A 25,649-nucleotide genomic window follows, 5' to 3' on the forward strand; every position below is an offset into this window, starting at 1 on the left:
AATTAAATTTAACTTTTGTATTTACAAATATCTCTTGTTCCTCTAGTATAAAGGAAAGTTCAATTTAATTGAACAAAAAAGGAGGAATCATGATGTCGAAAAATTTACAACGGCTCCTGTTCGGTAAGTTTTGTTCGTTGTTCGCAGCGAGTCTCTTTACGTTCGTCGCGGGTTTGACCGTATTACGGGAAACGTCATCCGGGCTGCAATTCGCACTCGTCTTACTCGCCGGGACACTGCCACGGATTCTGTTATCGCCCGTTGCCGGTGTGCTGTCCGACCGCTGGAACCGAAAAAAAATCATCGTCACGACCGAGGCGACGAGTGCCTTCATACTCGCCGGTTTTGCCGGGTACGCCGCCCTGTTCCCGGTCCATACGATTCATTACATGATCGTCAGTGCCCTTTTAACGGCTCTTTCGACATTCCTCTCCGTTACCTTGATGAGTTCCTTGCCCCGCTTGCTTGACGATACGGAATTACAGCGTGGTAATTCCCTGATTTCAAGTATCAGTTCCCTTTCGTCGATTGTTGCTCCGATGCTGGCCGGTTTCCTGTTAGCCTTTGCACCAATCCACCTTTTCACCCTCTTACCGCTCAGCTTGTTTTCTCTCGCTGCGCTGTGGAACACGCGCCTGACGTTCCGCGTCATCCCCGCTGTTCATGAAGAAAGCCCGCCTTCGTTTTGGGCAGACTTTCAGTCCGGCTACCGTTATTTATTCAAACAACGGGTCCTGACGACACTCATCTTGATGGCACTTGTGTTGAATTTCTTTTTCATCGCCTTAGAAGTCATCTATCCCATCATTTTACTCGATCGTCTCAACGTTACACCATTTCAGTTCGGAACGATTGAAGCAGCTTTAGGTGTGGGTCTTTTGCTTAGTTCGCTGTTGCTTGCGCTCCCCCGCTTTACGATTAAGCGTCCATTGATGACGTTGTTCCAGTCGGTTGCTTTAGTCGGGTTTCTATTCCTTTCCCCTTTATTACCGTTACTCGGGATTGTTCCGCCGAACTGGACATTTGCTTATTTTCTCATCTTCTCCTTCACTGTCGGGTTCATTATTCTCCGGTCAAACATTCCGATTCAACTGCTCGTGCAACGTCAAACCGATCCGGCTTACTTAGGGCGTGTCATCGGTGTCCTCGAATCACTCGCAATGGGTATTACACCAATCGGGATGCTGTTATTCGGCCTGTTAAGTGATTACGTCTCGCTCAATCTGATCCTCGCAATCAGTTCATCCGGCTTACTCGTGACGGTCGGAATCGGATTTTTCCACTTACGGCATGACGTCCGGGCAGAACGTCTTGCAAAAGATCAGATTCCCGAAACTGAAAAAACGTCCACCTCAGCAAGCTGAGATGAACGTCCGGATTGATTTAAACCGTTGCTTTGACCGCGTCCATAATGAGACGGAGTGATTGTTGTTTCGCTTCTTTATCGGCAATCATCGAAGCAATCATGACTTCGTCCGTTCCATATGAATCGGCGAGGTCTTGCAATTGACGGGCGACGTCTTCCGGATTTCCGACGATTATCCGTTTCCGGTTTTCGGCAATCCGGAATTGATCCTGGAACGAATACTGGTATGCCGCTGCTTCTTCCGGTGTCGGTGTTCCGGTTGATGAAACCCCTTTTTCGAGTAAGAGCAATGACAAATCAAGACTGGATGCCAACCGTTCTGCTTCTTCCGTCGTTTCGGCACACGTCACAAAAATCGAGACGAGTGTCTGCGGTGTCGCGTTGAATGATGTCGCCATGAAGTTATGACGGTAATAATCCATCACGTCTTGTCCGCCCTGTCCGTTGATGAAGTGGGCGAATGCAAAACCGAATCCGCGTTGTGCTGCATTTAACGCACTACCGCCACTTGATCCGAGCAACCACGCTTCCGGTGTCGTGTCGACTTCCGGTGTTGCGACGAGTCCTGCGAAACGGTGATCGGCCGGTGCGCCGTCTTTTAGGTAATCAACGAGATCGTCAAGCTGTGCGCCATAGTCCGCGCCGCCGAAGCGTGGCGACGAACCTTCTTGTAAGGCACGTGTCGCTAGCGGCATGCCGCCCGGTGCCCGGCCAAGCCCAAGGTCAATCCGGTTCGGGGCAAGCCCTTCGAGGACACGGAAGTTTTCCGCAACTTTGTAAGGACTATAATGAGGTAACATGACGCCGCCTGAACCAAGACGGATTTGTTTCGTCACCGCTGCCATGTAGGCAATCAAGACTTCCGGACTCGACCCGGCCAGTGTCTTCGCGAAGTGGTGTTCCGAAACCCACAGGCGTGTGTAGCCAAGTTCATCTGCTGTTTTTGCAAGATCGACTGTTTCTTGTAATGCTTCGGATGGGGTTTGCCCTTTTGAGACAGGAGATTGATCCAATATACTTAATTTCATCGTGTAAAACGCTCCTTTGAAGTGAAATTCATACTTAGACTGTACGCCTCGGAAACGACGGAATGCAATAAAACTGCTTCTTGATTCATTGATGACGTTTTCAATTTTAAATTCAGGGAACATTCTTAAAGTGAGCAAAAAAAATGAACAGATGGGGTGTTATACATGTCAACGAATCAAGAAGCAGTCGAAACGGTCAAAAAATTAGTCGATAAAATCGAAACGGCGATGCTGACGACAGTGTCAGATGAAGGTCTTGTCTCGCGTCCGATGCAAACACAGGATATCGAGTTCGATGGCGATCTCTGGTTCCTCACTTCTAAAGAAACCGGGAAATACAATGAAATCTTAAAAAATCCGAGCGTCAACGTCGCCTATGTCGACAAATCATACGTCTCGATCCGCGGAAAAGCAGAAATCGTCGAAGATGTCGCCCGCAAAAAAGAACTATGGAGCCCCCGTTACGAAGCGTATCTCGGGACAAGCTACGAAGATCCGAAAGTCGTCTTAATCAAGATTGATACGGAAGCTGCCGAGTACTGGGAAACGGGAAACGCGACTAAGTCTGTCAAACAAGTCCTGAAGAAAGTCACAGGAAATGATGACTCGAACGAAATCAACAAAACCGTTGATTTGACGTAATAGCTCGATATCCAGCCGTTCCGCCTTGTGCGGAGCGGTTTTTTTCTAGTCTCTCCTATCGATTTAGTGTAGACTACTACTATTACTATAGTTTGTTAACAAAAGGAGCACACTCATGGGAGAATTCATTACGTTATTACGACGAGGAAATCGTTCGGCATTAACAGCCGGAATCGTCAACTCCATCATTGCCATCATCAAGATCATTGCCTACACCTTAACCGGAAACGTTGCGATGTTCGCCGAGATGATGCACTCACTTGGCGACGCCGCGAACCAGTTCTTCGTCTTCATCGGTTCAGCGCTCAGTAAAAAAGCACCGACAAAACGCTTTCCGAATGGCTTCGGTCGACTCGTCAACCTCGTTCTGCTCGGCGCAATTTTATTCGTCGGCATCATGGCTTACGAAACGATTCATGAAGGGATTGGACACATTATCGACCCATCGGAGTCAACGGGCTTCTGGATCACCCTATCCGTCTTATTTGCCGGTGTCGTCCTTGAAAGTGCTGTCTTCTTTAAGGCGATGAAAGAAATTGCCCACGATGCCAAACTGACAGCAAAAGGACCACGTCTGATTCTCGAAAGTTTTCGATCATTAAAACAAGCGAAGCCTGCGACACGACTCGTCTTCTTAGAAGATTTAGTCGCGACGGCTGGTGGCATCGTCGCGATGATCGCCGTCGTCATCTCACATGTGACACCTTATCATCAAGCGGAAGGAATCGCCTCTGTCCTCATCGGTCTGATGATGTTTTATGTCGTCGGTAACGTCTTCTTGCAAAACGCTGCCGGAGCGCTCGGTGAAGCCGATGAAACGATGGCGGCACGGCTCGGTGGTTTAATCATGCAAGATCCGGACGTCCGTGATATCAGTAAACTTGAAGTCATCAAAGAAGGTGACCACTTCCACGTCGAAGTCGAGATTGAAATCGATCCGGCGATGACCGTAGCGCAAGCGGACGATATTAAAGACCGACTCGAACTGCAACTCCGGATCCAACAAGACATCACCGACGTCACGATCGGCTTCGATGAGGACGATCAAGTCCAGCAATACATCGTCTCGACAAACGAAGAACGATGACCCCCTTCACGCAGGACGTCGTGACGATCATCCGTGCGATTCCTGCAGGACGTGTCGCAACATACGGTCAAATCGCCCGCCTCGCTGGAAACCCACGGGCCGCTCGCCAAGTCGTCCGGATTCTGCATAGTATGAGTCAGGCGGAACGTTTACCATGGCATCGCGTCGTCAACGCCAAAGGTGAAATTTCGCAAGGGATTGAACAGCAATTGGCCCTCGAAGCGGAAGGAATCGTCTTTCAATCGGACGGAAAGCTCGTGCTGCCGGATTATCAAATGTAAGCTGATTGTAGAGGACGGATATTTACTCACTTTCAAAAAAAGAACCACTTCCCTGACTAAGCGGAAGTGGTTTCAGTCTGAAGTTACACTTATGAAGTTTAAAACGATTCAAGACGGAACGCGCGCTACACTGTCTGCATTCTCACGATCCCGCTAAAAAGCGTCACGTTTCGTTGACTCCTACGGGAAAAAGTGCAAGGTCCTTGCGCTGTCAGAGGCATGCAAGACCCTGCTCGTTGTCCGCTAGGAGCAAGGAGCAACGGCTTGCGCCTCGCCCGAGGAAAGCAACGAAAAAAGACGCGTTTATCTCCCGCTATCACTTCGTCTATACACTAGAACCACTTCCCTAACTAAGCGGAAGTGGTTCTTTTTGTTCGATCGTAGTCCATCCTTATGCTTTTTCATCCATCTGCCGTAATACTTCGGCCTCGAGTTGCGGTTCCGGTGGCAACCAACCGTCCGGTTTCATGACTTTTTGATCGGATTCTCGGAAGATCGGTTGACCGTCTGGCCCGAGTTTCGCCATGTTCGCGCGTTGAACGATTTCAAAGAGAGGTCCCGGTTCGAGCCCTGCTTCGACAAAGCTACCCATGATGAAGTAAAGTGCGTCCGTCAATGCATCACCTTGACCTACGAGGCGTTCGACGGAAGTCGTCGGATAGGTTTCTTTTAATGATTTTTCAACAGCCCGGTCAATCCCTGCTTTGAGGGAATCGATTGCTGCTAAAAATTCCGCTTCATCCCGAGACGATTGATGCAGAAACTCGACTGCTGCTTCTTCTGTCGTCCAAGTTGCCCGTTTGATGCCACGCTCGAGTTCGAGCGGGGTTGGTCGTTCCGCTCCCGGGTGATTAAATGTTTGATGGAACTGTTTCACGTCTTGAAAATAATTTGGTTGTTTCACACTGTCCACTCCCCTATGTTTACGTTTCATCCATGAACCGTATTCATTTTAACAGGTTTGGACAGATTTCTCGAACATCCACTTCATGCATGTACGAGATCAAGCATCTTGATGCCACGCGTGATTAACTCGTCGCGTTCCGGTGATGTCTGCTTCAGGCGCTCGAGGTCGTCAAGGAGACGCGGTTGGTCGACTTCATCTGCCAGTTCAAGCAGTTCAAGCCGGAGTAACCAAGCATCCGGTAACTGGACAAGTGTCTGATCAATCAGCTGTGACAGACGCGACTGACTCGCCTGACCTTCACGAATGGCCCGGACAGCTTCGAAAATCGGATCAGCTGCCGTCAATGGACGTTCGATCCGTTCAAATTCAACGGTTTCCGGAATCGGTTTCAAGGCTTCGACTTCTGTTCCCGGGAAGGTTGACGTAATCGCACCGATCACGAGATCCAGTTGATCGAATTGCTCCGTCACACCGTTTTTCGTTAATCGAACGTCTTTCAGGACGGCGATGGCACGTTTGCCGTTCACTTGCTCGATTGCTGCGATATGCCCCGTCAATTGTAACGTCCCTTCCATCCACTCGAGTTGCTCGCCGACTTCGACTTGCTCGAGAACCGCGTTCAATTCTTCTCCGTGCAAGAGTGTAAATCCGTTCGGGTGCTCCGCCTGTGATTGACCGTCTAACACTTCGCCATTCGCAGCGAGTGCCGTCGGCCCAGTAAATCGAACGAGATCAAGTGTTTCAAACGTTTCTTGTGCTGCCGGAACACCGACGAGCGAAAGACCGGATGCAAAGACGAGCGTCGACAGGTTACCGGACTCGACCGCCTTGATGAGACCGTGGCGTCCACCACGGACGTAAGACATCGTCTGTGCAAACTCTTCTAACGCGTCACGCAGTTGTTCAAAGGACTCACAGACGAACAATTCTTTTTGCATGCTCGTGACGTCATGTTTTGTTGCGAGTGCCTTTTCGAGTGAAAACGGATGTTTCTTGACGGCATCCGTCAAGCAGTGGCGGCTTTCCCCGACTGAGGACAGAAGACCTGCCCCGTAAATTTGCGGGTCGTTAAGATCACCGATTAAACCAAACTCGACCGTCCACCAAAAGAGGCGTGAAATTTCATTGGCTTCCGAAATCCCTGTGACATGGGTCCGTGTTTCCGCGAGTGCGATTTCAGCTTGCTCGATGTCTTCCGGTGTTGAAAATGGACTTTCTTTGACAATCGTTAATTTTTTCAGCGCCTTAAAGACATCATGTTCTGCTTTATGATTGAAGGCATGTGCTCCGATTTCACCGAACCGGCGGACAAATTCAGCGTACGTCGGATTCATCAAAATTGGTGCGTGTCCTGCCGCTTCATGCAGAATGTCCGGTGCCGGCGTGTAAAGAATGTTATCGACCTTCCGAATGTCGGTTGCGATCGGCAGGAGACCGTGTCCTTGGAAGTCGAAGAAGGCGACACCCGGAATCAAACCGTCGACGGCGACCGTTCCCCAACCACCGCGACTGAGGTTCGCCGTCATTTCGCGGACATCAGGAATACGTTCCGGGCTGATTCCTGAAGCAGCAAGCCCTTCGAGGTACGCCGGGTGTGCCGTATGTTGCAATGTATTTAAATTCAAGCGCATGACGTAGCGCCAGACCGCATGATCCGTTGGTGTGTAATCTTCGTAATGCTGTGGTGCGACGTGTGGTTGTAAGTGACTTGGAATGATTGGTGTAGACATATGAAGTTCCCCCTTGGATTAAATTAAACAACAAAAAGTCCCTGTCGGACATCAAGTCCGACAGGGACGACGAAAGCCGCGGTACCACCCTGATAATCCATGCTTCGCACGAATCACTTCATTACGGGATAACGGTTTTCTCCGCTTGCTTCGCAAGAGACTCAGAAACTGTAATTCGATTCAATCTGTGTACACGTTCGCAGCGCCACGTGCTCTCTGAAACAGGGAGATTGTTTCTACTTCGGTTTCGTCCTCGTCTACGTCTTTCGCTCTGTTATGCTGTTACGCTTTTAGCAACTAAAGTGCTGTTAAGAAGGACTATACGCTTACTTTTGGCTTTCGTCAATGGCTTTTTTACGTTTAAACCGATTAAATGTTTTGTCCCGGACCGATTTCTGTTCAATCGATAATGACGTCGCATGCCGTTTTAACGCGCCATGAAGGCGTTTTTCAAAAGCTTCAAGTTCTTGAATCCATTCATTCATCGCGACGACAATCGGTAAAATTTCCATGATTTCTTCTTCTTCGAGCTCATCACGATCGAGAAAAGAATGTTTAACGAAGGCGATATTTTCTTTCACTAAGTCTTCCATCGCGAGCGGTTCTTCCGTCAACAATAAATCATACGTCAACAGGACTTTCTCCTGCCGCTGGGCGATATGCATGACGTGGTAGAACAATTCACTGCGTAAGTCATCGGCGATGTTCGACAGGGCCTGTTCCCGCTCACGGAAACGTTCCGCTGTCGCGACACTCCGTTCCAAGCACGACTGCATGTGTTGTAAGATGATGATGTTACGAAGCAACGGGACATGTTTTTGGCGTGTTCCTCGTACTTCCTCCCGGTGCAAGTTAAATAATTGTTGTGTCTCGCGTAGGGATTTACTCATTTTATCGATTGCCGGGCGATACGGAGCGACCTTCCCTTCAAAAGCGATTGCCCGCGTGACGACGAGCAGCTTCTCAAATAGTTTTGAGGCTTTTTGATAATAAACGTTCCCGTACCGTGGCGGGAAAATCAATGCATTGACACCGAGGGCACACGCAATCCCGAGCATCACGAGTAAATACCGTATCAAAACGATTTGCCATAACGGCTCTGTCGCCCCTTCGACACTCTCCAAGATAACGATGATCATCAAGACGACGTGAGGAATCGTCCGACCGAATCCGAACGCCAGCAGGATGGAAATGGCTGCCATGATGACAATGCCGATCGCAAGTGGGTTCGCAGGATTCGCTCCGAGAATCCATAAGGCGAGTAACGTTAAAAAGGCACCGATCAAGTTGGCCTCCGCCTCTTCTAAAAATTGTTTCCATGTTTGATAAACAGAAGGCAACAATGTCGTTGCTGCCGAAATCCCTGGTAAAATCGGGCTTAAGTTAAAGAGATTGCTAATAACTAATGCCAAAATAACGGCTAGTCCTGTTTTGATGGTACGTGGTCCAATTTGTAAGGATTGACCCCCCATAGTTGATCCCTCCTTCATAATGTAAGTATGCCCTCTATTCTTCCTTTAATATCATGAAAACGCAATAAAAAAATCACCCCCAGCGGACTGAGGGTGATTTCATATCTTTAACACACAATCTTCCTTAAGAATATAGAAAAGGACTAGCTCCGAACTTAGTCTAATGGAAAACAAGAAAAATCTAACCTAACTTTACTAATTTTCCTTTGGTAAAGCAGTGGTCACGCCTTCCTCGACTACCTTTCCATCATTCAAGCGAAAAACCATATATTCATCGTCTTTCAATCCTTCACCGGTAATTTTGACGGCAATCTTATATCTCTTATCTTTCTCTCTATGTTTATCGTCGTACGCAGATTTTACTGAAACAATATTTTCTTCGCCATACTTTTTGTTTATATAGTTTACAATTTTTTCTCTGACGTCTTCTTCATACTCTTTATCTACTCCCCTGTTTATAAAAAGAAAACCGCCTATCATTAAAAATAAAGTCAAACTAGTAATCATGATTTTTTTCAAGACGTTTCCCCCCTTCATTCTCTTCTCTATTTACTTTAAATGAATCTAGCTCATAAACAAACTACTATAACAGCAGTTTTGACGTGATGTTTACCCACCTTTCGCTCCTTGAATCGCCTTTTGTGGCAATCCTAAAACGATTTAAGACAGAACGCGCTCTTAATCGACTGTCTGATTTGCTTTTTCTAGCGGTATCGCCTAAAAAGCTTCGTTTTTTCGTTGACTCCTACGGGAAAAGTGCGTGACCACGCACTGGCAAGAGGCAAGCAACGGAAATGGAAGAAGCTTTTATCCTCCAACACCACTTTGTCTGTACGCTGGATAGAAGGATTTCCTAACAGAAAAAATCACCCCCAGCGGACTGAGGGTGATTTCGTTTTGATTACGATGCTTTTGTAGCTGTTCCAGATGTCATTTCTTTTTTCGCGAGTTCTTGATCGACGAGCGGTTTCTTCCAAAGTGAGAGAATTGCCGCTCCGACAAGTGCACCGATTAAGATAGCACCTGCGTAGCTGAGTGCTGCCATCAATGTGCCTGAAGGGCCGTCGAGTAACGGGAAGACGAATACGCCGCCGTGTGGTGCCGGAAGTAAGACGCCGAAGACGATTGTAAGTGCACCAGCGATTGCTGAACCGATGACACTTGACGGGATGACACGAAGTGGATCTGCTGCCGCGAATGGAATCGCACCTTCCGTAACGAATGATGCACCCATTGCGTAAGCTGCGATACCCGCTTCACGTTCCTGCGGTGTAAATTTCTTACGTGCAAACAATGTTGATGAGAACGCGACGAGAAGTGGTGGCACCATACCGCCTGCCATGACCGCAGCCATGACTTCCGTGTTCCCTGCTGTAAGTGCTGCCGTACCGAAGACGTATGCTGTTTTGTTGATCGGACCACCCATATCGATTGCCATCATCGCTGCGACGAGCATACCGAGGAGGATTGCGTTACCGCCACTAAGTCCGTTAAGTGAATCTGTCAACCATGTCATGAAGGCTGCAACCGGTTCGTTGATGACGAGCAACATGATCATACCGGTAATGAATGAACCGAACAATGGATAAAGCAAGACTGGTTTAATTCCTTCAAGAGCTTTCGGAAGACCTTTCAAAGCTTTAACAAGAACTAGAACTACGTAACCTGCAAGGAAACCGGCAATCAGACCACCGAGGAAACCTGCATTCCCTTGGCTTGCGAGGAAACCGGCAATCAAACCTGGTGCGAGACCTGGTTTATCAGCGATTGACATCGCGATGAATCCAGCAAGGACAGGAATTAAAAGACCGAATGCGGCTTGACCAATCGACATCAATTGACCTGCAAATTGGTTATACGTCGGGTCATCCGGGTTTGACGAGTTGATTCCCCAGAAGAAGCTGATTGCGATTAAGAGTCCACCTGCGACGACGAGCGGTAACATCGCTGAAACCCCACTCATTAAGTGTTTGTAGAATCCACCACGTGCTGGTGTACCGCTGTTTCCTGACCCGCTGCCTTTATAGACAGGAGCGTCCTGTTTGACGGCGCGATCAATCAGTTCCTTTGGTTTACGGATTCCTTGTGCGACTGGTACTTCAACGACGTGCTTGCCATTGAAGCGGTCCATTTCGACTGCTTTATCTGCAGCGACGATGATTGCTGTCGCTTCTTGGATGTCAGCATCCGTCAGACCGTTTTTAACACCTGTCGAACCGTTCGTTTCTACTTTAATCCGGACACCCATCTCTTCCGCTTTTTGACGGAGAGCATCTGCTGCCATATACGTGTGGGCGATTCCTGTCGGACAAGCGGTTACAGCGAGGATGTAAGGTGCGTTTTGATCGACCGTTTCCGGTGTCACATCAACAGGACCTTCTTCTTCCCGTTCCTTCGCTTCAATGGCCGCGATGACTTCATCTTCCGAACGAGCCGAGAGAATCGTGTCACGGAAGTTGTTGTCCATCAAGTAGACTGATAGTTTCGAGAGTGTTTCAAGGTGGGCATTGTCCGCATTTTCTCCAGCTGCAATCATGAAGAACAAGCGACTTGGTTGTCCGTCCAGTGCTTCATAATCAAGTCCTGTCGAACGACCGAACGCGATTGCCGGTGATTTAACGGCAGCCGTTTTTGCGTGAGGAATCGCAATCCCTTCACCAAGCCCTGTCGTACTTTGTGCTTCACGTGCTAAAATCGCCTCACGGTAAGCATCCCGGTCGTTTAGTTTACCAGCACGATCAAGTATTTCAACAAGCTCATCGATAACGCTTGCTTTTGTATCAGAACGTAAATCCAGTTTAATCGTATCGCGTGTTAACAGATCTGTAATTTTCATGAGTAGTCACACTCCTTTATTATGATTGAATGAGTTCAACGACTTCGACATCGGTCAATAACCGTTCGATGTCTGCTTTTGTACATAATCCGAACGAATACGCGGAAGCACTTCCTGTCGTCACGGCGTACCGGAATGCTTCTTCCGGCGGACGTCCGAGTGCATGACTGGCAACGAACCCTGCGACGAGTGAATCCCCTGCTCCGACCGAGTTGACGAGTTTTCCTTTTGGCGTATTCGCCGTGTAAGCCCCTTGCTTGTTGACGAGCATTGCCCCGTCACCTGCAAAGGAAATAATGACGTTTTCCGCTCCTCGTTCGACAAGCTGTTGGGCGTACGGGACGGCCATTTCTTTTGATGTGATATCGACATCAAAGATTTCCCCGAGTTCGTGATGATTCGGTTTAATCATGAATGGACCGAGCGGCAGCACTTCGAGCATTGCTTCTTTAGTTGTATCGACGGCAAATTTAACACCGCGTTCATTTAATAAGAGTGCAATTTTTTTGTATAAATCATGTGGAAGACTGCTTGGGATACTTCCGGCGAAGACGACGATGTCACCTGACTGCATTGTTTCGAATGTTGCGAGCAGCGTCTCTAGTTCTGCATCCTGAATAACTGGACCTGCTGCATTTAGTTCCGATTCTTGATCGGCACGAATTTTAACGTTAATCCGGGTTTCGTCAGCAATTGGTGTGAAAGCTGTCAGTACGCCTTGTTTTTCAAGTTCACTTCGAATGAATTGTCCCGTACTTCCGCCTAAAAAACCGAGTGCTTCTGTCTCGACGTCATAATTTTTTAAGACGAGTGAAACGTTGATTCCTTTTCCACCTGCTACTTTTTCTGCTTGTTCGACACGATTGACTTGTCCTGCCTCAAATACCGGTAACGATACGTAATAATCGATTGATGGGTTGAGTGTCAGTGTATAAATCATTTCGCGTTCACCACCTCTGTATATTGACTGTATTTCGCTGTTTGTTCGTTCGATGCCATCGTGATAATCGTCGCCGCACGAAGTGGTGCAACGCGACTAAAACTGATTTCATCCAACTTGGTTTCGTCGACCAACACATACGATTTTTTCGCTAACTCAATCGCTGTCTTCTTTACGAGTGCCTCTTCCGGATCTGGTGTCGTAAACCCTTGCGTCGGATGAACGCCGTTCATCCCAAGAAATGCGACATCAAAGTGGTAAATCAACATTCCTTCACGTGCATTGTAGCCGACCAGTGCTTGCGTCGAATGCTTGAGTTGCCCTCCGACGACGAACGTCGGGATACGGTGGTAGAGTAACGTATTCGCAAGAGGAAGACTGTTCGTCACGACCGTAATCGCCTTCTGTTCGAGATAAGGAACGATGGCAAGCGTCGTCGTTCCAGCATCGAGATAGACATACATGCCGTCTTCGATTAAATCAGCCGCCGCTCGGGCAATTTGATTTTTCTCATCGACGAAACGATCTGTTTTCTCGACATAACTCGGCTCATCAATCTGCAGATGGTTTGCCGTCGCTCCCCCGTGAACACGGCGTAAGTGACCAGCAGTTTCCAGTTGTGATAAATCGCGACGGATGGTCGATTCACTAGCTCCCGTCCGTTCGACAATCGTCTGCATTTTGACGACTTCTTCTCGAGCGAGTAGCTCAAGAATCAGCTGATGGCGTTTTTTCGTTAACATTGGTTTCCCTCCGCATCTTTAATATAAAGCGTTTACATTTAAAAATCAACCAAAAACGTTCATTTTTTTATTTATTTCTCTAAAAAACATTCATTTCACGACTTTATTCGACATTAATGTCGATTTCATACTAATTATACACCAAAAACGGTCACAATATGACGGTTTACACAAAAAAACCGTTCAACGAGTGAACGGTTTATAAAGACAGGTAAATCAGCCTTTCAACTTCAGTTAGGTTTGTGCTTTATGCCTTGACTTCATTGCGAAGGTGACCGATTCCTTCAATCGAAACATCGACGATATCCCCTGTCTGTAAGTATACTGGGGGTTTCATCCCATGACCGACGCCAGCTGGTGTCCCTGTCGCAATGATATCTCCTGCTTCGAGTGTCATCCCGCGCGAGACTTCCGTCAAAATCGTCACGATGTCACGAATCATCAACTTCGTCGAACCGGATTGACGCACTTGCCCGTTGACACGCGTCTCGACCAGGACGTCAGTCGGATCAAACGTATCCTTCGTGACGATAACGGGACCGAATGGACAAAAACCATCAAGCGACTTCCCGCGGAAAAACTGGACGTGTTCTTTTTGAAGGTCACGCGCCGTCACATCATTGACGATGCTGTAGCCAAAAACGTGGTCCAGTGCATTTTCAGGTGTCAAATCACGCCCCGTCGTCCCGATGATGATGGCGAGTTCGCCTTCATAGTCCAGCTGATTCGTTAAATCAGCATGGCGTTCAATGGAATCGAACGGCCCGACGATTGCACTCGGCGCCTTCGTGAACAATACAAATTTCCCTGCCCCTGCCGTATCCATTTCTTTAATATGGTCGGCATAATTTTTACCGACACAAATGACGTTACGCATCGGAACGTACGGCGCGAGCAAGCGGACATCTTCTGTAATCAATGGTGCGATGTCTAAATCAACATCCATCTCAAACCCCCGTGTGATGACTTCGAGCAATGAATCCGTATAGGCTTGTGTCGTCACGTCATACCGGTGTCCGTCCGACTCCACTCCAATCCGTTCCCGTCCTTCTTGTTCAAATCGAAACCATTTCATGAAAACTCCCCCTTTTTTCTTAGTATACCGTTCACCCGGTCATGTATACAAAAAAACCGTCAAGATTTTCATCCTGACGGTCCTTCATTATGCAATCCGGTGCGCTAACCGATCGATTAATGCTTGTGATTCTTCATTTAATGCAACGAGTTCTACTTTCGTCCCTGCTGCCTGATATTTCAAGACAACCGTTTCAATTGCTTCCGTCGCGGAATCATCAAATAAATGGGCGTTCGTAAAGTCAATGACGACTTGTTTCATTTGTGCATCGGCTACGATATCAAACTGTTCAGTAAATGTCGTCGTCGAGGCAAAGAAAATCGGTCCATTGATTTGATACGTGACTTGATCGTTTTCAACACGACGTGTCATGTTGATGCGCGAAATTTTTGACGCAAAGAGAATCGCTGCAAGCAAGATTCCGACGAGTACCCCCATCGATAAATCATCCGTCAAGACCGTCACGATGACTGTCGCGAGCATGACAGCAGAGTCACTTTTCGGTGAATTCTTCAACATTTTGAATGAACCCCAATCAAAGGTCGCATACGATACAAAGAACATGACACCGACGAGTGCCCCCATCGGAATCGTCATTAATAAGTCATTCATCGTAACCATCAGCAGCATCAAGAATGCTCCTGCTGTAAAGGTCGATAGACGACCACGTCCACCTGATGTGACATTGATGACCGATTGACCGATCATCGCACAGCCCGGCATCCCGCCAAAGAATCCAGCAACGATATTTGCGATTCCTTGTCCACGTGATTCCGTCGCCTTGTTTGATGTCGTATCCGTCATCTCATCAACGATTCGTGCCGTCAAGAGTGACTCGATCAAACCAACGAAAGCGAGTGATAAGGCATACGGGAAAATGATTTGTAACGTCTCGAGTGAAAACGGAACGTTCGGTAAGAAAAAGCTCGGTAGTGACGCAGAAATTTGTCCCATATCACCGATGACGCGCGTATCAAGTGAAAAGACGACCGTCAAAATCGTCATAATCGTGATCGCGACGAGTGGTGCCGGCAGTACTTTTGTAAAGCGCGGGAAAATTAAGATGATGGCGAGCGACGCTGCGACCATTGCGTACATGATCCAGTTTTGTCCTTCGAACTGCGGCAGTTGTGCCGAAAAAATTAAAATCGCTAACGCGTTAACGAAACCAACCATGACGGAACGCGGAATGAAGCGAAGTAATTTCGCAACGCCTAAAAAACCGAGCACGATTTGAATGACCCCGGCGAGAATCCCGGCAGCGAGTAAATAGTCGACGCCATGATCTTTGACGAGTTGGACGACGACGAGTGCCATCGCACCTGTCGCAGCTGAAATCATTCCCGGTCGACCACCGGCGATTGAGATGATGATCGCAATAATGACGGAAGCATACAGCCCGACCATCGGGTTAACGCCAGCAATCAAGGAAAAGGCGATCGCTTCCGGAACGAGTGCCAAGGCGACGACGATTCCAGATAGAATGTCTGTTTTAGGTTGCAGCAGCCATTCCTTTCTCCATTGTGAAAACATATAATTCCTCATTTCTTTTTTTGTCTATTTCCTATCATAGTACCTTTTTGGGACGCAAACAAGACTCATTGTGATTTTGTCCGGATCATCACGATTTCATCGACCATTTCTTTATACGTCGCCATGATGTCCTGTCCACAGAAGATTGGATCCTCGTCGAGCGTATCGAGGGCACGACGGAGGAGATGAATTTTTGGTTTTTTTCGTTCGAGCAGTTCTTCATAGACAAAATCAAGCACTTCGTTATGTGCTTCCCTTGAAGCGTCTGAAATCGCCGACAAGCCAATCAACCGTTTCATGTGTTCATTTGTTTTTACGAACAGTTCTTTCCGGATGACGACCTCATCTTGCGGACGATCGAGCCAAACGGAGAGGAAACGTGGTGGAATCAATTGTTCTTCCGTTCGACTGACGTCGTCGACGAAATGTGTCAACCGATTAAAGACGTAACGGACGACCCGCTCCGGTTGTGTATTTTTTTCCGATTGACGGAAAAAATACATCGCGTATTGGAGCATCCCTGTATAAAGGACGGCGAAGTCAAGCAAGTATGGTGCTTTTTCCTCGCCAAACAAATCACGCATCCGGTGATAGGTCCATTCGATTTCAAGTAATCGGTTCTTTTCCATGAACGCCTTCAGTTCTTTTTCGTTCGAAGCGACAGCTTCTTCAAACAAGGTATAGAGCTTATATTTTTGCATCAGTTCAAGGTAACAGTTACCTTGTTGGATGAATGTCTCATAATCCGACACGTCGCGTCCGACCAAAATGTCTTTTCGAACATTACGCATTTTTTCAAAGACGACGTTAAATACGTCGATGAACAATTCGTTTTTCGATGAAAAGTAGTTATAGAACGTCCCTTTCGAGACATTACTATGCTCGAGAATATCTTGAATCGATGTGGACTGGTATCCCTTTTCAACGAAGAGACGATATGCAGCATCCAGGAGTTGTTTCTTTTTTGGGTTCATTTTCTAATCCCTCTTCTAGTAAAAGATCTTTTTGAGTACATTCGATTTTACCTCAATCTTTTTTATTTTAGTGTATAAAGCAAATAATTTGTAATGTTTTGCTTCAGGCGGTAAGATAGCTAAGTTGTAGAATTGAAGTATAACAAATTAGACACGTAGTATAAAAGGAGCATAACGAAATGCAATCAACCAAGCAATCATCTCGACTTTATCTTATTTTAGCTGTCCTCATGGCAGGCGCGTTCGTTGCCGTCCTCAACTCGACGCTATTAAATATCGCCTTACCTTCCATTATGGTTTCGCTCGATATTCAAACCAGTACGGCCCAGTGGCTGACAACGGGCTATATGCTCGTCAACGGCATCATGATTCCGACGTCTGCCTTTCTCGTCCAAAAGTTCTCAACCCGCCAGCTGTTTCTAACGGCGATGAGCTTATTTACGATTGGAACCATCGTCGCGGGTCAAACGGAGCTCTTCCCCGTCTTACTCGGTGCACGGATGTTACAAGCATCTGGTTCTGCTATCATGATGCCTTTATTAATGAACGTCTTGATCACCGGCTTCCCAATCGAGAAACGCGGACAAGCGATGGGGATTTTCGGACTCGTCATCACATTTGCACCGGCAATCGGTCCGACTCTGTCCGGTTGGGTCCTTGAGCATTACGAATGGCCGATGCTGTTCCACATCGTGACACCGATTGCTGCACTTGTTCTTGTTCTTGGTTTCTTCTTACTAAAAAAAGAAGTCGTCACAAGCAGTTTACGCATCGATCGCCTGTCACTCGTGTTGTCCAGTTTTGGATTCGGTGGGTTGTTGTATGGATTCAGTTCAGCCGGTTCAGCCGGTTGGGGATCATTCGCTGTCATCGGCTCCTTAACAGTCGGCGTCATCAGTCTCGTCTCATTCATTATACGACAATTACGTCTCGACGAACCGATGCTTGAATTCCGGATTTTTAAATATCCGATGTTTGCTTTATCACAAGGGATTTCGATGGTCCTTAACATGTCGATGTTCTCGGCGATGATCTTGATGCCGATTTATGTCCAAACGATTCGCGGGATTTCCCCGTTCCACTCTGGACTCTTGATGTTACCCGGTGCACTCGTCATGGCGTTTATGTCTCCGATCACAGGTCGTTTGTTTGACCGGTTCGGTGCCCGGGTGCTTGCCATCATCGGATTGTCGTTGACAGTCTTAACAACGTTCTTCTTCAGTCGTTTGACGGCAGATACAGCGTATTCGTTCCTCGTCATCATGTACACATTACGTTTCCTCGGAATCTCAATGGTGATGATGCCCGTCATGACGAACGGTCTCAATCATATTCCACAACATTTGACACCACATGGTACGGCACTCAACAATACGTTATCGCAAGTATCAGGAGCAATCGGTTCCGGCTTACTCATTTCCGTCATGACATCACGAACAGCGAGTTACGCAACGGATCTTGCTGCGAACGCAACACCGACGACAGCACCGAAAACGATCATGACACAAGCAATGGTCGAAGGGATTAACGATACGTTCTTCATCGCGACATTGCTCGCCTTGTTCGCCTTAATCCTTTCGTTCTTCATTAAAAAGCGTCCATCGGAAACATTATCGGTCGTCAAACCGGTCGCCGAAAAAAAATATGCGTAACGGTAGCTTTCGCTTCCTTCCGTTATGAATGAAAAGAATAGACATGAAAACGCCGATGACTCCGGATGAAACATGGGAGCATCGGCGTTTTTTTGTTGTCTACAGTCCGTCCGCTATCTGTTCTTGATATACTCCTCAATCTGTTTGGCGGAGAGAATCCGCTGGTTCGTACTGCCACGGATGGCAAGGCTCGTATCATGGAGCTGCTCCATGTAGGGTCCGTCAATCAAACAATCCACCTGCCGTAAGATTCGACACGCGCGTTCATCTTTAACTAAGTCTTCAATCCGATACCCGGTGAACAAATAAATCTCATAGTCCGGTCGCAATACCAGGACGAGCTGTTCAAGTGCTTCGATTTGAGCGAACGGTTCACCCCCCGACAGCGTAATCCGTTTTGATTCGATTTCCTCGACCCGCTTGATGACGTCAGGAGTCGAGTAGGTTGCACCTGCTGCAAGCGACCACGACGATGGATTATGACAGCCTCGGCACCGATGTGGACAACCGGCGAAAAAGATGACCGTCCGTAAGCCGGGACCATCGACGACCGAATCAGCGACGATGGATAGCAGTCGTACCATGGTAGACCCGGTCCTGTTCTTCCGCCCGTTTGGCTTCATTCCAGCGTGCCATCGTCCCGACGAGATATCCCGTAATCCGCCGAATCCGTTCAATGTCTTCTCCGCCACAGACCGGACACGTCTGCTCGATTGTCTGTTCCGTCCGACAGGTCAAACAACGATCGATTGGATGATTGATTGAGCCATAGCCAATGCCTTCTGCCACCATCATCCGGACGATATCCTCGACGGCTTGCGGATTTTCTGCGAGCGCTCCATCCGTCTCGACATAGGTGATATGTCCTCCGTTACAAAGGGCATGAAACGGCGCTTCGAGGCGAATCTTTTGACGCATCGTTACAGCTGCCGTCACTGGAAGATGGAACGAGTTCGTATAGTAGGTTTTATCCGTCACACCGGCAATCAAACCAAACTTTGCGACATCATGCGCCGTGAATTTTCCAGACAATCCTTCCGCCGGTGTCGCAATCAGTGAAAAATTCAATCCCGTCTCATCCCCGAATTGATCGACAACGTTACGCATCGTCTGAATCAACGCCCGGCCGATGTTATGGGCAATCGCTGAATCGCCGTGATCATGTCCCGTCAAAACGACGAGCGCTTCCGCGAGACCAATGAATCCGACTGAAAGCGTCCCGTGACGCAGGACCGGCTCAACGCGATCGGTCGGTTGAAGCGTCTCCCCGTCGCGCCAGACGTGTTGATAAAGAAACTGAAATTCTTCCGCCCGTCGATTCGCTTGGTACTGATAACGCTCGAGCAGCTGTTCGCAAGCAAGTTTCGTATGATCAGTCAATGTCGCAAACATATGATCGACCGTTTGACTCGTCAAGGCGAGACGAACGAGGTTCACACTCGTAAACGACAGATTTCCCCGCCCCGTCACGGAAGCTTCTCCTTGACGATTTTCGAAAACACGCGTCCGGCAACCCATGTAGGCAACTTCTTCTGTTGTCTTGCTGACGTTGAACGGGGCATCTAAAAATGCAAAGTTCGGAAACAACCGTTTTCCCGTGACTTTTGTCGCAAGCTGAAATAAATCGTAATTCGGATCACCCGGATTTAACGTCACGCCTGCTTTGACTTTAAAAATCTGAATCGGAAAGATGGGCGTTTCCCCTTTTCCGAGACCTGCCAATGTCGCTTCAAGTAAGGCTTTTGTTAGCATTCGACCGTAAAACGACGTATCCGTCCCGTAATTAATCGAGATGAATGGGACTTGTCCGCCACCGCGTGAATGCATTGAATTCGTATTATGAATAAAGGCTTCGCATGCTTGATAGGTGATATCGTATGCTTCTTGGCGCGCATATCTCGCACGACGTGCCTTCGACCAGCTCGGAGCAATCTGATTAATTTTCTTCATTTGACGTGCGTATGTCTTCTCGACGAAGGGAGCTAAATCGGTATCAAAATTCGGAAAGGCTTGCCCGCCATGCTGCATGTTTTGATTCGCTTGCATAATGATTGCAGCGAGCGCCATCGCAGAACGGATATCTTGTGCCGGACGAATTGACCCGTGACTCATCTGGAACCCGTTCGTCAGTAAGCGGCCTAACGGAATTTGAGAACAGGTCGTCGTTCCCGTGACATAGTAGTCAGCGTCATGGATATAAAGGATATTGTCCGCTAACGCTTGTTTAACGCGAGGCGTCACGAGCAGGTCTTCCATCATCGCCCGCGCCGCCGTACTCGCGATCCGGTTTAACTTCGCGAGCGGTGCTTTGCCATCGATGTTGGCATTTTCTTGGATATGGTTAGTCGTTGGTTCCTCAATCACTTGTCGGTACAAGGTGTTCACTTCCATCATTATCACTCCCTAGCTGTCGCTTTATTTCTGTCTGTACGACTACTATATCTAGGAAGATTCTGCATCAGCAATCCCTGCATACTTTTGATTTTTTGCAAGTGAACGGACTCATTTTTCACGAAATGGTTGTAGAATTTACGTATTCTTCAGCTCCAGGCACGCTTTTTGAACTTTCGGAGCGCTATGAGGATTCTCACGACCGTCGAGCCACTCCGTCAAAAAAAGAACATCTTCCGGATACATGTGTTCAATGGTGTCGAGTGCAGCACGCGACATCCACGCTATCTGTTCAATCGTTTCGTCCGGGTCGTTGATCCCTTGACTGTCACCGATTCGGATGACTTCAAAATAGGTCGTTTCAACTTGAATCGTTTGGATGACGGTCTGCTTCGTAAATAGGTTCTGTTTAACCTTTACGGGATACCCGGTCTCTTCCATGACTTCCCGCACACAGCATTCGCCTGCCGTCTCTCCCGGCTCGATTCCACCGGACGGGACGGCCCACGCCTCAGAACCATAACTTTTGACCATCAATACTTGATTTTCCTCATTGACACAAACTGCTGCTGCACCGTACCATTCTCGCATTGTTTAATCCCCTTTCAGCTACTCGTTTCTGTTTAGTCATTCGCGATGACCTTAAACATCCCCTACAAAAAAACTGCCGCTCCAACAAAATGAATTGTTGAAGAGACAGGTAGCCTGCTTACTTTTTAGTTGCGTTCGGTAACATGACTTTAAAGAGTGCCCCGTCACCTAAGACGGACTCGACTTCAATCGTTCCGTCATGCTCACGGACGATCTCTTTACAGATTGACAATCCGAGTCCCGTTCCGCCAATTTTTCGACTATCCGAGTTGTCGACGCGATAAAACTTACTGAACAGGTGCGGCGTCGAACTGACAGGAATCCCGACACCAAAATCGCGGACACTCAGTTCGATGTTTGCATCATGCTCGAGTAAACCAATGATGATTTCACCGCCGTCCGGCGAGTACTTCACGGCATTGTTTAATAAATTACCGAGGAGTTGCTTCATGCTGTTGCGATCGGCTTCTACTAGGAATGTCTGCCCTTGATCCGCATCGAGTTGAAGGTTGTGCCGTTCCGTCGTCGCCTGATGAAACTGAATTTGCTCTTTGACGACATCGAGGAGATTAAATACCTCTTTCTCGTATGACTGCTTGCCTGATTCCATTCGTTGTACATTCAAGAAATCACTGACGAGATCAGTCAGGCGTTTTGATTCGTCATGAATTGTCTGTAAATACCGTTTACTCCGATCCGGACCTAAATCCCGTTTTAACATCAGCTCGGTAAAACCATAAATGGACGATAAGGGTGTCCGTAGTTCATGCGAGACCGTTGAAACGAGTTCGGACTTCATTCGGTCGACTTCTGTTTCAGGCGTTACATCCCGGAAGACGAGGATTGTCCCGATTGGTTGTCCCTCATGAACGATTCCTTCAGCATAGACTTGAATAAAGTATGTGCCGTCGTCAATCGATAAAGAAAACATGTCTGTCGGAATCTGACCAGCGAGGACCTTCTCGAAATACATTGCGAATGCCTCTCGTTGATCCATCTGTTCGAACATCGTCTCGGGATTCACTTCAAGAAACGTCGTCATATCTGTTTCTTCCTCAATCTGAAGCGACTGGAAGATTTCAAACAATGCTCGGTTACCGAGTATCACTCGTTCTTCATATTTGACGTATAATATCGCTTCTCGGACAGAATTTAACAGTTGCGCCGTTTCAGCCCGCTCATAGTCCATCTGTTCATATAACGTCATCCGCATCCGTGAAATTGCAATCTGTTTTGCGAACGATGCCAGTTCGGTGATGTCATGTTCCGTGAACGCTTCATCAAATCGTGCTAAATAAAGGCAAGCAATCAATTCATCTTTTGCCGGGTCCATGATTGGAATGACCGCTTCATGAATGTAGTACGGGTAACCTAGCAACCGATCTTCGGTCACTTGCTTCGTCGATTGTGCACTTTCTTTTGAGACCATGACCCGTTTCAACAGTAACGATTCCGTTTTTAAGCTCTCTTGCTGCTCATCGGTCATCTCTTTTGGTACAACCGACGTAATCTCATTATTCTTGATGAACAGTAATGCCCCGAACTCCGTTTTCGTCAAACGGACAATCGTACTGATGACGGAAGAAAAATCAAATAAACTTTCTTTGGAAGCCAATGTCTCAATCAATTCATTCCGATCTTTCAAGTGCAATTCATTCGATCGTGTTGCCGTCAAAGACTGTTCGAGTTCTCTTTGCTTACCGGTCAAATCATCTTGTTTTTGTTCGAGCTCCTGATTTTGTCGTGATAGATCGGTATGTTGGGACGAAATTGAATCGGCCATTTCGTAAAAGGAGTCAGTTAATTGACCGACTTCGTTATTCGATTGGCGGTCATATTCTAAGGAAATCGACTTCCCTTCTGCAAGACGGTGACTTTTCTTCGTCAGCTCTTGCAGCTGTTCCGTCAACCGATTGATGATCGGTCTGACGATGAACACAAGACACAAAATGAAAATCAGTAAGTTCAAAAACCAGAACCATTGTGTTTTCTCTAATTGGTCGAGTACTTGACGTTTCGTCTGACTTGCTGCGCCGTCGATATATAGGTAGCTCGCAAATGACGTCAATGCCCCAATCGCAAATACCCCATAAAAAATCGCCATCAGTTGTCTTCCTATCTTTTCGGTCATCCAGTTTCTCATAAAAAAATCCCCCTACTTATCTTCAAAAAATACAGGGATGTCTTTAACCCATCTCGTACCTCCCTGTTAATTCCCTGAATTCGGGTGAATCAATCATCAAAAGAGACGTTTACGACATGGCGGTGCTACATGCAGGTCACAACTTAGCGCAATCGCATCAACTACCCCTTGCTTCGTCAGTCGATCAGTCTGGATGTGTTGATTGAAAAGCGGATCAGTCAATGCTTGAATGCGGGCATCTGCTTGCTGCCCTCCCCAGGAATCCGGTCGTTCAAATCGTCGAAGTAAACGTCGTTTCACGGTAGAGCTAGAGGCCATTAACGAAACATGATGGACCAGGTGCCCCCGGCGTCTTAATTCACCAACGATCTCATCAAAATATGTCGGGTTCGTCACCGTCATCGGTACAATGACCGTCCGATTGCCGGATTGATTGCTTCGTTCGAGAATCACCCGCGTCAGTTCCCGCCACAACGGTTCATCTTGAAAATCGCTATACGTGCGTGTCGACGGTAATTGTTCTCTCAACAACTGACCGACTGATTCCGGATCGAAGATATCAGATCCCGGTATTCTTTTTTGTAATCCCTTAGCCGCCGTCGTTTTTCCTACTCCAAATGTCCCGTTAATCCAGATAATCATGATTTCCCCGTCTCCCCTTTTCCTAGCATGATGTACATACGAAAAAGCCGTCCCGCCGGTTTCAACCGTCGGACAGCTTTACAGAAATATTAATAAATAAACTGAATGATGAAAGGTGCCAGGACACTCGCAAAAATCGCCGTCAAGACCATCGTCAGCAATCCGACCGCACCCTCCCGTTGGTCGAGCGTCATCGATTTGGTTGCACCCATGACATGCGCAATCGAAGCCAGTCCGACACCCCGACTGACGAAGTGACGAATCTTTAACCCCGTCATCAAGCGTGGACCGACAAGTGAACCGACGAGCCCTGTCATCAGGACGAACGTCGCGGTTAAGGTCACCGTTCCACCCGAACGCTCAGAAATCGACAAGGCGACGGGCAACGTGACGGATTTCGGGAGCAGTGCCAGATTCGTCGTTCGTCCGAGATGTAACAACAGTCCGAACAGGATATCTGACGTCAAGGCGATGCTCGTCCCGATGACGACCCCTAGCCCGATTTCCGGCAAGAAACGCCGAACGTGGTGACGGACCGTATAAAGCGGAATCGCGAAGGCGGTGATGGCAGGACCGAGCATTTTCGTCAAATACTGTCCGCCAGTCATATAGGTCGCGTGGGATACACCCGTCAATGATAAAATCAAAATCATTGTTGCCGTCACGGTCAAAATCGGTAACGTCCAGACTCGTGGATACCGCCGATACCCGGCAAATCCAATCAAAAAGATAACAATCGTCAGAATCAACCAAAATAGTGCCTTAATCACGTGGCGTCACCCCATCTTTTCGATGAGCAAGCCGATCGACGATGTAGGCAGAACCGACGAGCGTCAGCAAGCTGCTCATGATGACAATCAATACGATCTGTAAGCCGTTCTGGCGTAAGAATACCGCATAGTCCATGATTCCCGACAATGCCGGAACGAAGAACAACGGCATGATGAGCAGCAACAGCCGGCCGCCCCGTTCAACGTGTTTGACTTGGACGACCTTTGCCTTGAGCGCTAAATAGAGCAACAAAAGTCCGACGATATTCCCCGGTAACGCTAAGTCAAAGCTTTTACTGATCAGTTCACCGATTGTCGCAAAACAAGTGATCAGGATCACTTGCCCAATCAATGAAAGAAGTGTGCGCATTTTTGTAGACATAATTCCTTTTCCCCTTGTATAAACCGAATTCACTGTTCATTATCCGCTTCTGTTTGTGAACAATCAATGAAATGAGTCAATTTGTTTGATGTAATCGTTCTCACACGAATTGAAAGGATACTTCTTGATACAGTACAGCTTTAAGCATCAAGAACTGTTGTTGAACAGACGAACGTGTATGAAGCGATTCAAGACGAAACACGCTCTAAAATGTCTTTTTTTCGGTGTAATCCCAAAAAGCTTCGCTTTTGCGTTGACTCCTATGGGAAAATGCGCATTTTCACGCGATCAGCGTGTAGACAAACTCTTATGAAGCGTGAACATGCGATAACGAAAGACAATCCGGTCGCGCTTCCCTGTCTCGCCTCGTCTTCAAAGCGATTCGAGACGGATTGCGCCCTAAACCGTCTGCATGACTGGCTTTCCGTCATAGTGTTACCTAAAAAGCGTCACGTTTCGTTGAC

The 25,649-nt window shown here is 47.6% G+C and carries 23 protein-coding genes and 1 other annotated feature; of the genes, 5 read left to right on the forward strand and 18 right to left on the reverse strand.

Going from position 1 to position 25,649, the window contains the following annotated elements:
* Positions 1-92 precede the first annotated feature (92 nt).
* Entirely contained in the window at positions 93-1,364 is a 1,272-nt protein-coding gene (locus KNQ05_RS07525; protein WP_214804993.1) for an MFS transporter, read from the forward strand.
* 19 nt (positions 1,365-1,383) lie between these two features.
* Here the strand turns inward: KNQ05_RS07525 and KNQ05_RS07530 are convergent, their stop codons facing one another.
* On the reverse strand, positions 1,384-2,394 hold the full coding sequence (locus tag KNQ05_RS07530) for an LLM class flavin-dependent oxidoreductase (RefSeq protein ID WP_214804995.1): 1,011 nt from the start codon (positions 2,392-2,394) through the stop codon (positions 1,384-1,386).
* Positions 2,395-2,559: 165 nt separating this feature from the next.
* Between KNQ05_RS07530 and KNQ05_RS07535 the strand changes: the two genes are divergently transcribed.
* The 3 genes from KNQ05_RS07535 (at position 2,560) to KNQ05_RS07545 (ending at position 4,404) form a co-directional block, all read left to right on the forward strand.
* Positions 2,560-3,036 carry a pyridoxamine 5'-phosphate oxidase family protein gene (locus tag KNQ05_RS07535; RefSeq protein ID WP_214804997.1) on the forward strand — a complete coding sequence of 159 codons (477 nt, stop codon included), beginning with the start codon at positions 2,560-2,562 and terminating at the stop codon, positions 3,034-3,036.
* Between the two features lie 115 nt (positions 3,037-3,151).
* Complete coding sequence (locus KNQ05_RS07540; protein ID WP_214804999.1) at positions 3,152-4,123, forward strand: cation diffusion facilitator family transporter; 972 nt, start codon at positions 3,152-3,154, stop codon at positions 4,121-4,123.
* On the forward strand, positions 4,120-4,404 hold the full coding sequence (locus tag KNQ05_RS07545) for an MGMT family protein (RefSeq protein ID WP_088836734.1): 285 nt from the start codon (positions 4,120-4,122) through the stop codon (positions 4,402-4,404). The genes KNQ05_RS07540 and KNQ05_RS07545 overlap by 4 nt, the downstream gene beginning before the upstream one ends.
* Positions 4,405-4,795: 391 nt before the next feature.
* On the opposite strand, the gene KNQ05_RS07550 is transcribed toward KNQ05_RS07545, so the two are convergent.
* The 10 genes from KNQ05_RS07550 to KNQ05_RS07595 form a co-directional block, all read right to left on the reverse strand.
* Complete coding sequence (locus tag KNQ05_RS07550) at positions 4,796-5,308, reverse strand: pyrophosphohydrolase domain-containing protein (RefSeq protein ID WP_353048375.1); 513 nt, start codon at positions 5,306-5,308, stop codon at positions 4,796-4,798.
* A gap of 83 nt (positions 5,309-5,391) precedes the next feature.
* Positions 5,392-7,041 carry an aromatic amino acid hydroxylase gene (locus tag KNQ05_RS07555; protein WP_214805001.1) on the reverse strand — a complete coding sequence of 550 codons (1,650 nt, stop codon included), beginning with the start codon at positions 7,039-7,041 and terminating at the stop codon, positions 5,392-5,394.
* Between the two features lie 59 nt (positions 7,042-7,100).
* Positions 7,101-7,304 (reverse strand) — a binding site (T-box leader).
* Between the two features lie 63 nt (positions 7,305-7,367).
* Positions 7,368-8,513, reverse strand: coding sequence for an FUSC family protein (locus KNQ05_RS07560; RefSeq protein WP_088836731.1), 1,146 nt, complete (start codon positions 8,511-8,513; stop codon positions 7,368-7,370).
* Between the two features lie 195 nt (positions 8,514-8,708).
* On the reverse strand, positions 8,709-9,032 hold the full coding sequence (locus KNQ05_RS07565) for a hypothetical protein (protein ID WP_088836730.1): 324 nt from the start codon (positions 9,030-9,032) through the stop codon (positions 8,709-8,711).
* Between the two features lie 382 nt (positions 9,033-9,414).
* Complete coding sequence (locus KNQ05_RS07570; protein WP_214805003.1) at positions 9,415-11,349, reverse strand: PTS fructose transporter subunit IIABC; 1,935 nt, start codon at positions 11,347-11,349, stop codon at positions 9,415-9,417.
* A 19-nt stretch (positions 11,350-11,368) separates the two neighbouring features.
* Positions 11,369-12,289 (reverse strand): 1-phosphofructokinase, encoded by a 921-nt coding sequence (gene pfkB, locus KNQ05_RS07575; RefSeq protein WP_214771809.1) that lies wholly within the window; start codon positions 12,287-12,289, stop codon positions 11,369-11,371.
* The gene (locus KNQ05_RS07580; RefSeq protein ID WP_029333224.1) at positions 12,286-13,032 is read right to left on the reverse strand and encodes a DeoR/GlpR family DNA-binding transcription regulator; all 747 of its coding nucleotides are present in this window, start codon (positions 13,030-13,032) and stop codon (positions 12,286-12,288) included. The genes pfkB and KNQ05_RS07580 overlap by 4 nt, the downstream gene beginning before the upstream one ends.
* 247 nt (positions 13,033-13,279) lie before the next feature.
* Positions 13,280-14,107 (reverse strand): fumarylacetoacetate hydrolase family protein, encoded by an 828-nt coding sequence (locus KNQ05_RS07585; RefSeq protein WP_214767342.1) that lies wholly within the window; start codon positions 14,105-14,107, stop codon positions 13,280-13,282.
* A gap of 87 nt (positions 14,108-14,194) precedes the next feature.
* Complete coding sequence (locus KNQ05_RS07590) at positions 14,195-15,640, reverse strand: SulP family inorganic anion transporter (protein ID WP_029333221.1); 1,446 nt, start codon at positions 15,638-15,640, stop codon at positions 14,195-14,197.
* 65 nt (positions 15,641-15,705) lie between these two features.
* Entirely contained in the window at positions 15,706-16,614 is a 909-nt protein-coding gene (locus KNQ05_RS07595; RefSeq protein ID WP_088836727.1) for a TetR/AcrR family transcriptional regulator, read from the reverse strand.
* 179 nt (positions 16,615-16,793) lie between these two features.
* Between KNQ05_RS07595 and KNQ05_RS07600 the strand changes: the two genes are divergently transcribed.
* Positions 16,794-18,266 carry a DHA2 family efflux MFS transporter permease subunit gene (locus KNQ05_RS07600; RefSeq protein WP_214767340.1) on the forward strand — a complete coding sequence of 491 codons (1,473 nt, stop codon included), beginning with the start codon at positions 16,794-16,796 and terminating at the stop codon, positions 18,264-18,266.
* Positions 18,267-18,379: 113 nt separating this feature from the next.
* On the opposite strand, the gene nrdG is transcribed toward KNQ05_RS07600, so the two are convergent.
* From nrdG to KNQ05_RS07635, 7 genes are all read right to left on the reverse strand, one after another.
* Positions 18,380-18,850 carry an anaerobic ribonucleoside-triphosphate reductase activating protein gene (gene nrdG, locus KNQ05_RS07605; protein ID WP_214805006.1) on the reverse strand — a complete coding sequence of 157 codons (471 nt, stop codon included), beginning with the start codon at positions 18,848-18,850 and terminating at the stop codon, positions 18,380-18,382.
* The gene (locus tag KNQ05_RS07610; protein WP_214805008.1) at positions 18,822-20,657 is read right to left on the reverse strand and encodes an anaerobic ribonucleoside triphosphate reductase; all 1,836 of its coding nucleotides are present in this window, start codon (positions 20,655-20,657) and stop codon (positions 18,822-18,824) included. The genes nrdG and KNQ05_RS07610 overlap by 29 nt, the downstream gene beginning before the upstream one ends.
* 138 nt (positions 20,658-20,795) lie before the next feature.
* Complete coding sequence (locus tag KNQ05_RS07615) at positions 20,796-21,248, reverse strand: NUDIX hydrolase (RefSeq protein WP_214805010.1); 453 nt, start codon at positions 21,246-21,248, stop codon at positions 20,796-20,798.
* Between the two features lie 118 nt (positions 21,249-21,366).
* Positions 21,367-23,352 (reverse strand): ATP-binding protein, encoded by a 1,986-nt coding sequence (locus KNQ05_RS07620; protein WP_251132423.1) that lies wholly within the window; start codon positions 23,350-23,352, stop codon positions 21,367-21,369.
* A 135-nt stretch (positions 23,353-23,487) separates the two neighbouring features.
* A complete protein-coding gene (locus KNQ05_RS07625) occupies positions 23,488-24,033 on the reverse strand; it encodes an AAA family ATPase (protein ID WP_214767989.1) in 546 nt (181 codons plus the stop codon).
* Positions 24,034-24,122: 89 nt separating this feature from the next.
* Positions 24,123-24,803: an LrgB family protein gene (locus KNQ05_RS07630; protein ID WP_214805030.1), complete on the reverse strand. Its 681-nt coding sequence runs from the start codon at positions 24,801-24,803 to the stop codon at positions 24,123-24,125.
* The gene (locus KNQ05_RS07635) at positions 24,796-25,185 is read right to left on the reverse strand and encodes a CidA/LrgA family protein (protein ID WP_088836718.1); all 390 of its coding nucleotides are present in this window, start codon (positions 25,183-25,185) and stop codon (positions 24,796-24,798) included. Before KNQ05_RS07635 ends, KNQ05_RS07630 begins: the two co-directional genes overlap by 8 nt.
* Positions 25,186-25,649: the final 464 nt, after the last annotated feature.

The sequence above is a fragment of the Exiguobacterium sp. s125 genome (assembly GCF_018618605.1).
In the GTDB taxonomy this organism is placed as follows: domain Bacteria; phylum Bacillota; class Bacilli; order Exiguobacteriales; family Exiguobacteriaceae; genus Exiguobacterium_A; species Exiguobacterium_A oxidotolerans.

What these genes read in the sequence shown, in the direction of transcription:
- KNQ05_RS07625 (WP_214767989.1), bottom strand. Translation starts at nt 24,033, where the DNA reads ATGATTATCTGGATTAACGGGACATTTGGAGTAGGAAAAACGACGGCG.
- KNQ05_RS07530 (WP_214804995.1), bottom strand. Translation starts at nt 2,394, where the DNA reads ATGAAATTAAGTATATTGGATCAATCTCCTGTCTCAAAAGGGCAAACC.
- KNQ05_RS07635 (WP_088836718.1), bottom strand. Translation starts at nt 25,185, where the DNA reads ATGTCTACAAAAATGCGCACACTTCTTTCATTGATTGGGCAAGTGATC.
- KNQ05_RS07545 (WP_088836734.1), top strand. Translation starts at nt 4,120, where the DNA reads ATGACCCCCTTCACGCAGGACGTCGTGACGATCATCCGTGCGATTCCT.
- KNQ05_RS07560 (WP_088836731.1), bottom strand. Translation starts at nt 8,513, where the DNA reads ATGGGGGGTCAATCCTTACAAATTGGACCACGTACCATCAAAACAGGA.
- nrdG (WP_214805006.1), bottom strand. Translation starts at nt 18,850, where the DNA reads ATGGTACGACTGCTATCCATCGTCGCTGATTCGGTCGTCGATGGTCCC.
- KNQ05_RS07615 (WP_214805010.1), bottom strand. Translation starts at nt 21,248, where the DNA reads ATGCGAGAATGGTACGGTGCAGCAGCAGTTTGTGTCAATGAGGAAAAT.
- KNQ05_RS07620 (WP_251132423.1), bottom strand. Translation starts at nt 23,352, where the DNA reads ATGGCGATTTTTTATGGGGTATTTGCGATTGGGGCATTGACGTCATTT.
- KNQ05_RS07585 (WP_214767342.1), bottom strand. Translation starts at nt 14,107, where the DNA reads ATGAAATGGTTTCGATTTGAACAAGAAGGACGGGAACGGATTGGAGTG.
- KNQ05_RS07570 (WP_214805003.1), bottom strand. Translation starts at nt 11,349, where the DNA reads ATGAAAATTACAGATCTGTTAACACGCGATACGATTAAACTGGATTTA.
- KNQ05_RS07580 (WP_029333224.1), bottom strand. Translation starts at nt 13,032, where the DNA reads ATGTTAACGAAAAAACGCCATCAGCTGATTCTTGAGCTACTCGCTCGA.
- KNQ05_RS07525 (WP_214804993.1), top strand. Translation starts at nt 93, where the DNA reads ATGTCGAAAAATTTACAACGGCTCCTGTTCGGTAAGTTTTGTTCGTTG.
- KNQ05_RS07595 (WP_088836727.1), bottom strand. Translation starts at nt 16,614, where the DNA reads ATGAACCCAAAAAAGAAACAACTCCTGGATGCTGCATATCGTCTCTTC.
- KNQ05_RS07610 (WP_214805008.1), bottom strand. Translation starts at nt 20,657, where the DNA reads ATGGAAGTGAACACCTTGTACCGACAAGTGATTGAGGAACCAACGACT.
- KNQ05_RS07600 (WP_214767340.1), top strand. Translation starts at nt 16,794, where the DNA reads ATGCAATCAACCAAGCAATCATCTCGACTTTATCTTATTTTAGCTGTC.
- KNQ05_RS07590 (WP_029333221.1), bottom strand. Translation starts at nt 15,640, where the DNA reads ATGTTTTCACAATGGAGAAAGGAATGGCTGCTGCAACCTAAAACAGAC.
- KNQ05_RS07555 (WP_214805001.1), bottom strand. Translation starts at nt 7,041, where the DNA reads ATGTCTACACCAATCATTCCAAGTCACTTACAACCACACGTCGCACCA.
- KNQ05_RS07540 (WP_214804999.1), top strand. Translation starts at nt 3,152, where the DNA reads ATGGGAGAATTCATTACGTTATTACGACGAGGAAATCGTTCGGCATTA.
- KNQ05_RS07535 (WP_214804997.1), top strand. Translation starts at nt 2,560, where the DNA reads ATGTCAACGAATCAAGAAGCAGTCGAAACGGTCAAAAAATTAGTCGAT.
- pfkB (WP_214771809.1), bottom strand. Translation starts at nt 12,289, where the DNA reads ATGATTTATACACTGACACTCAACCCATCAATCGATTATTACGTATCG.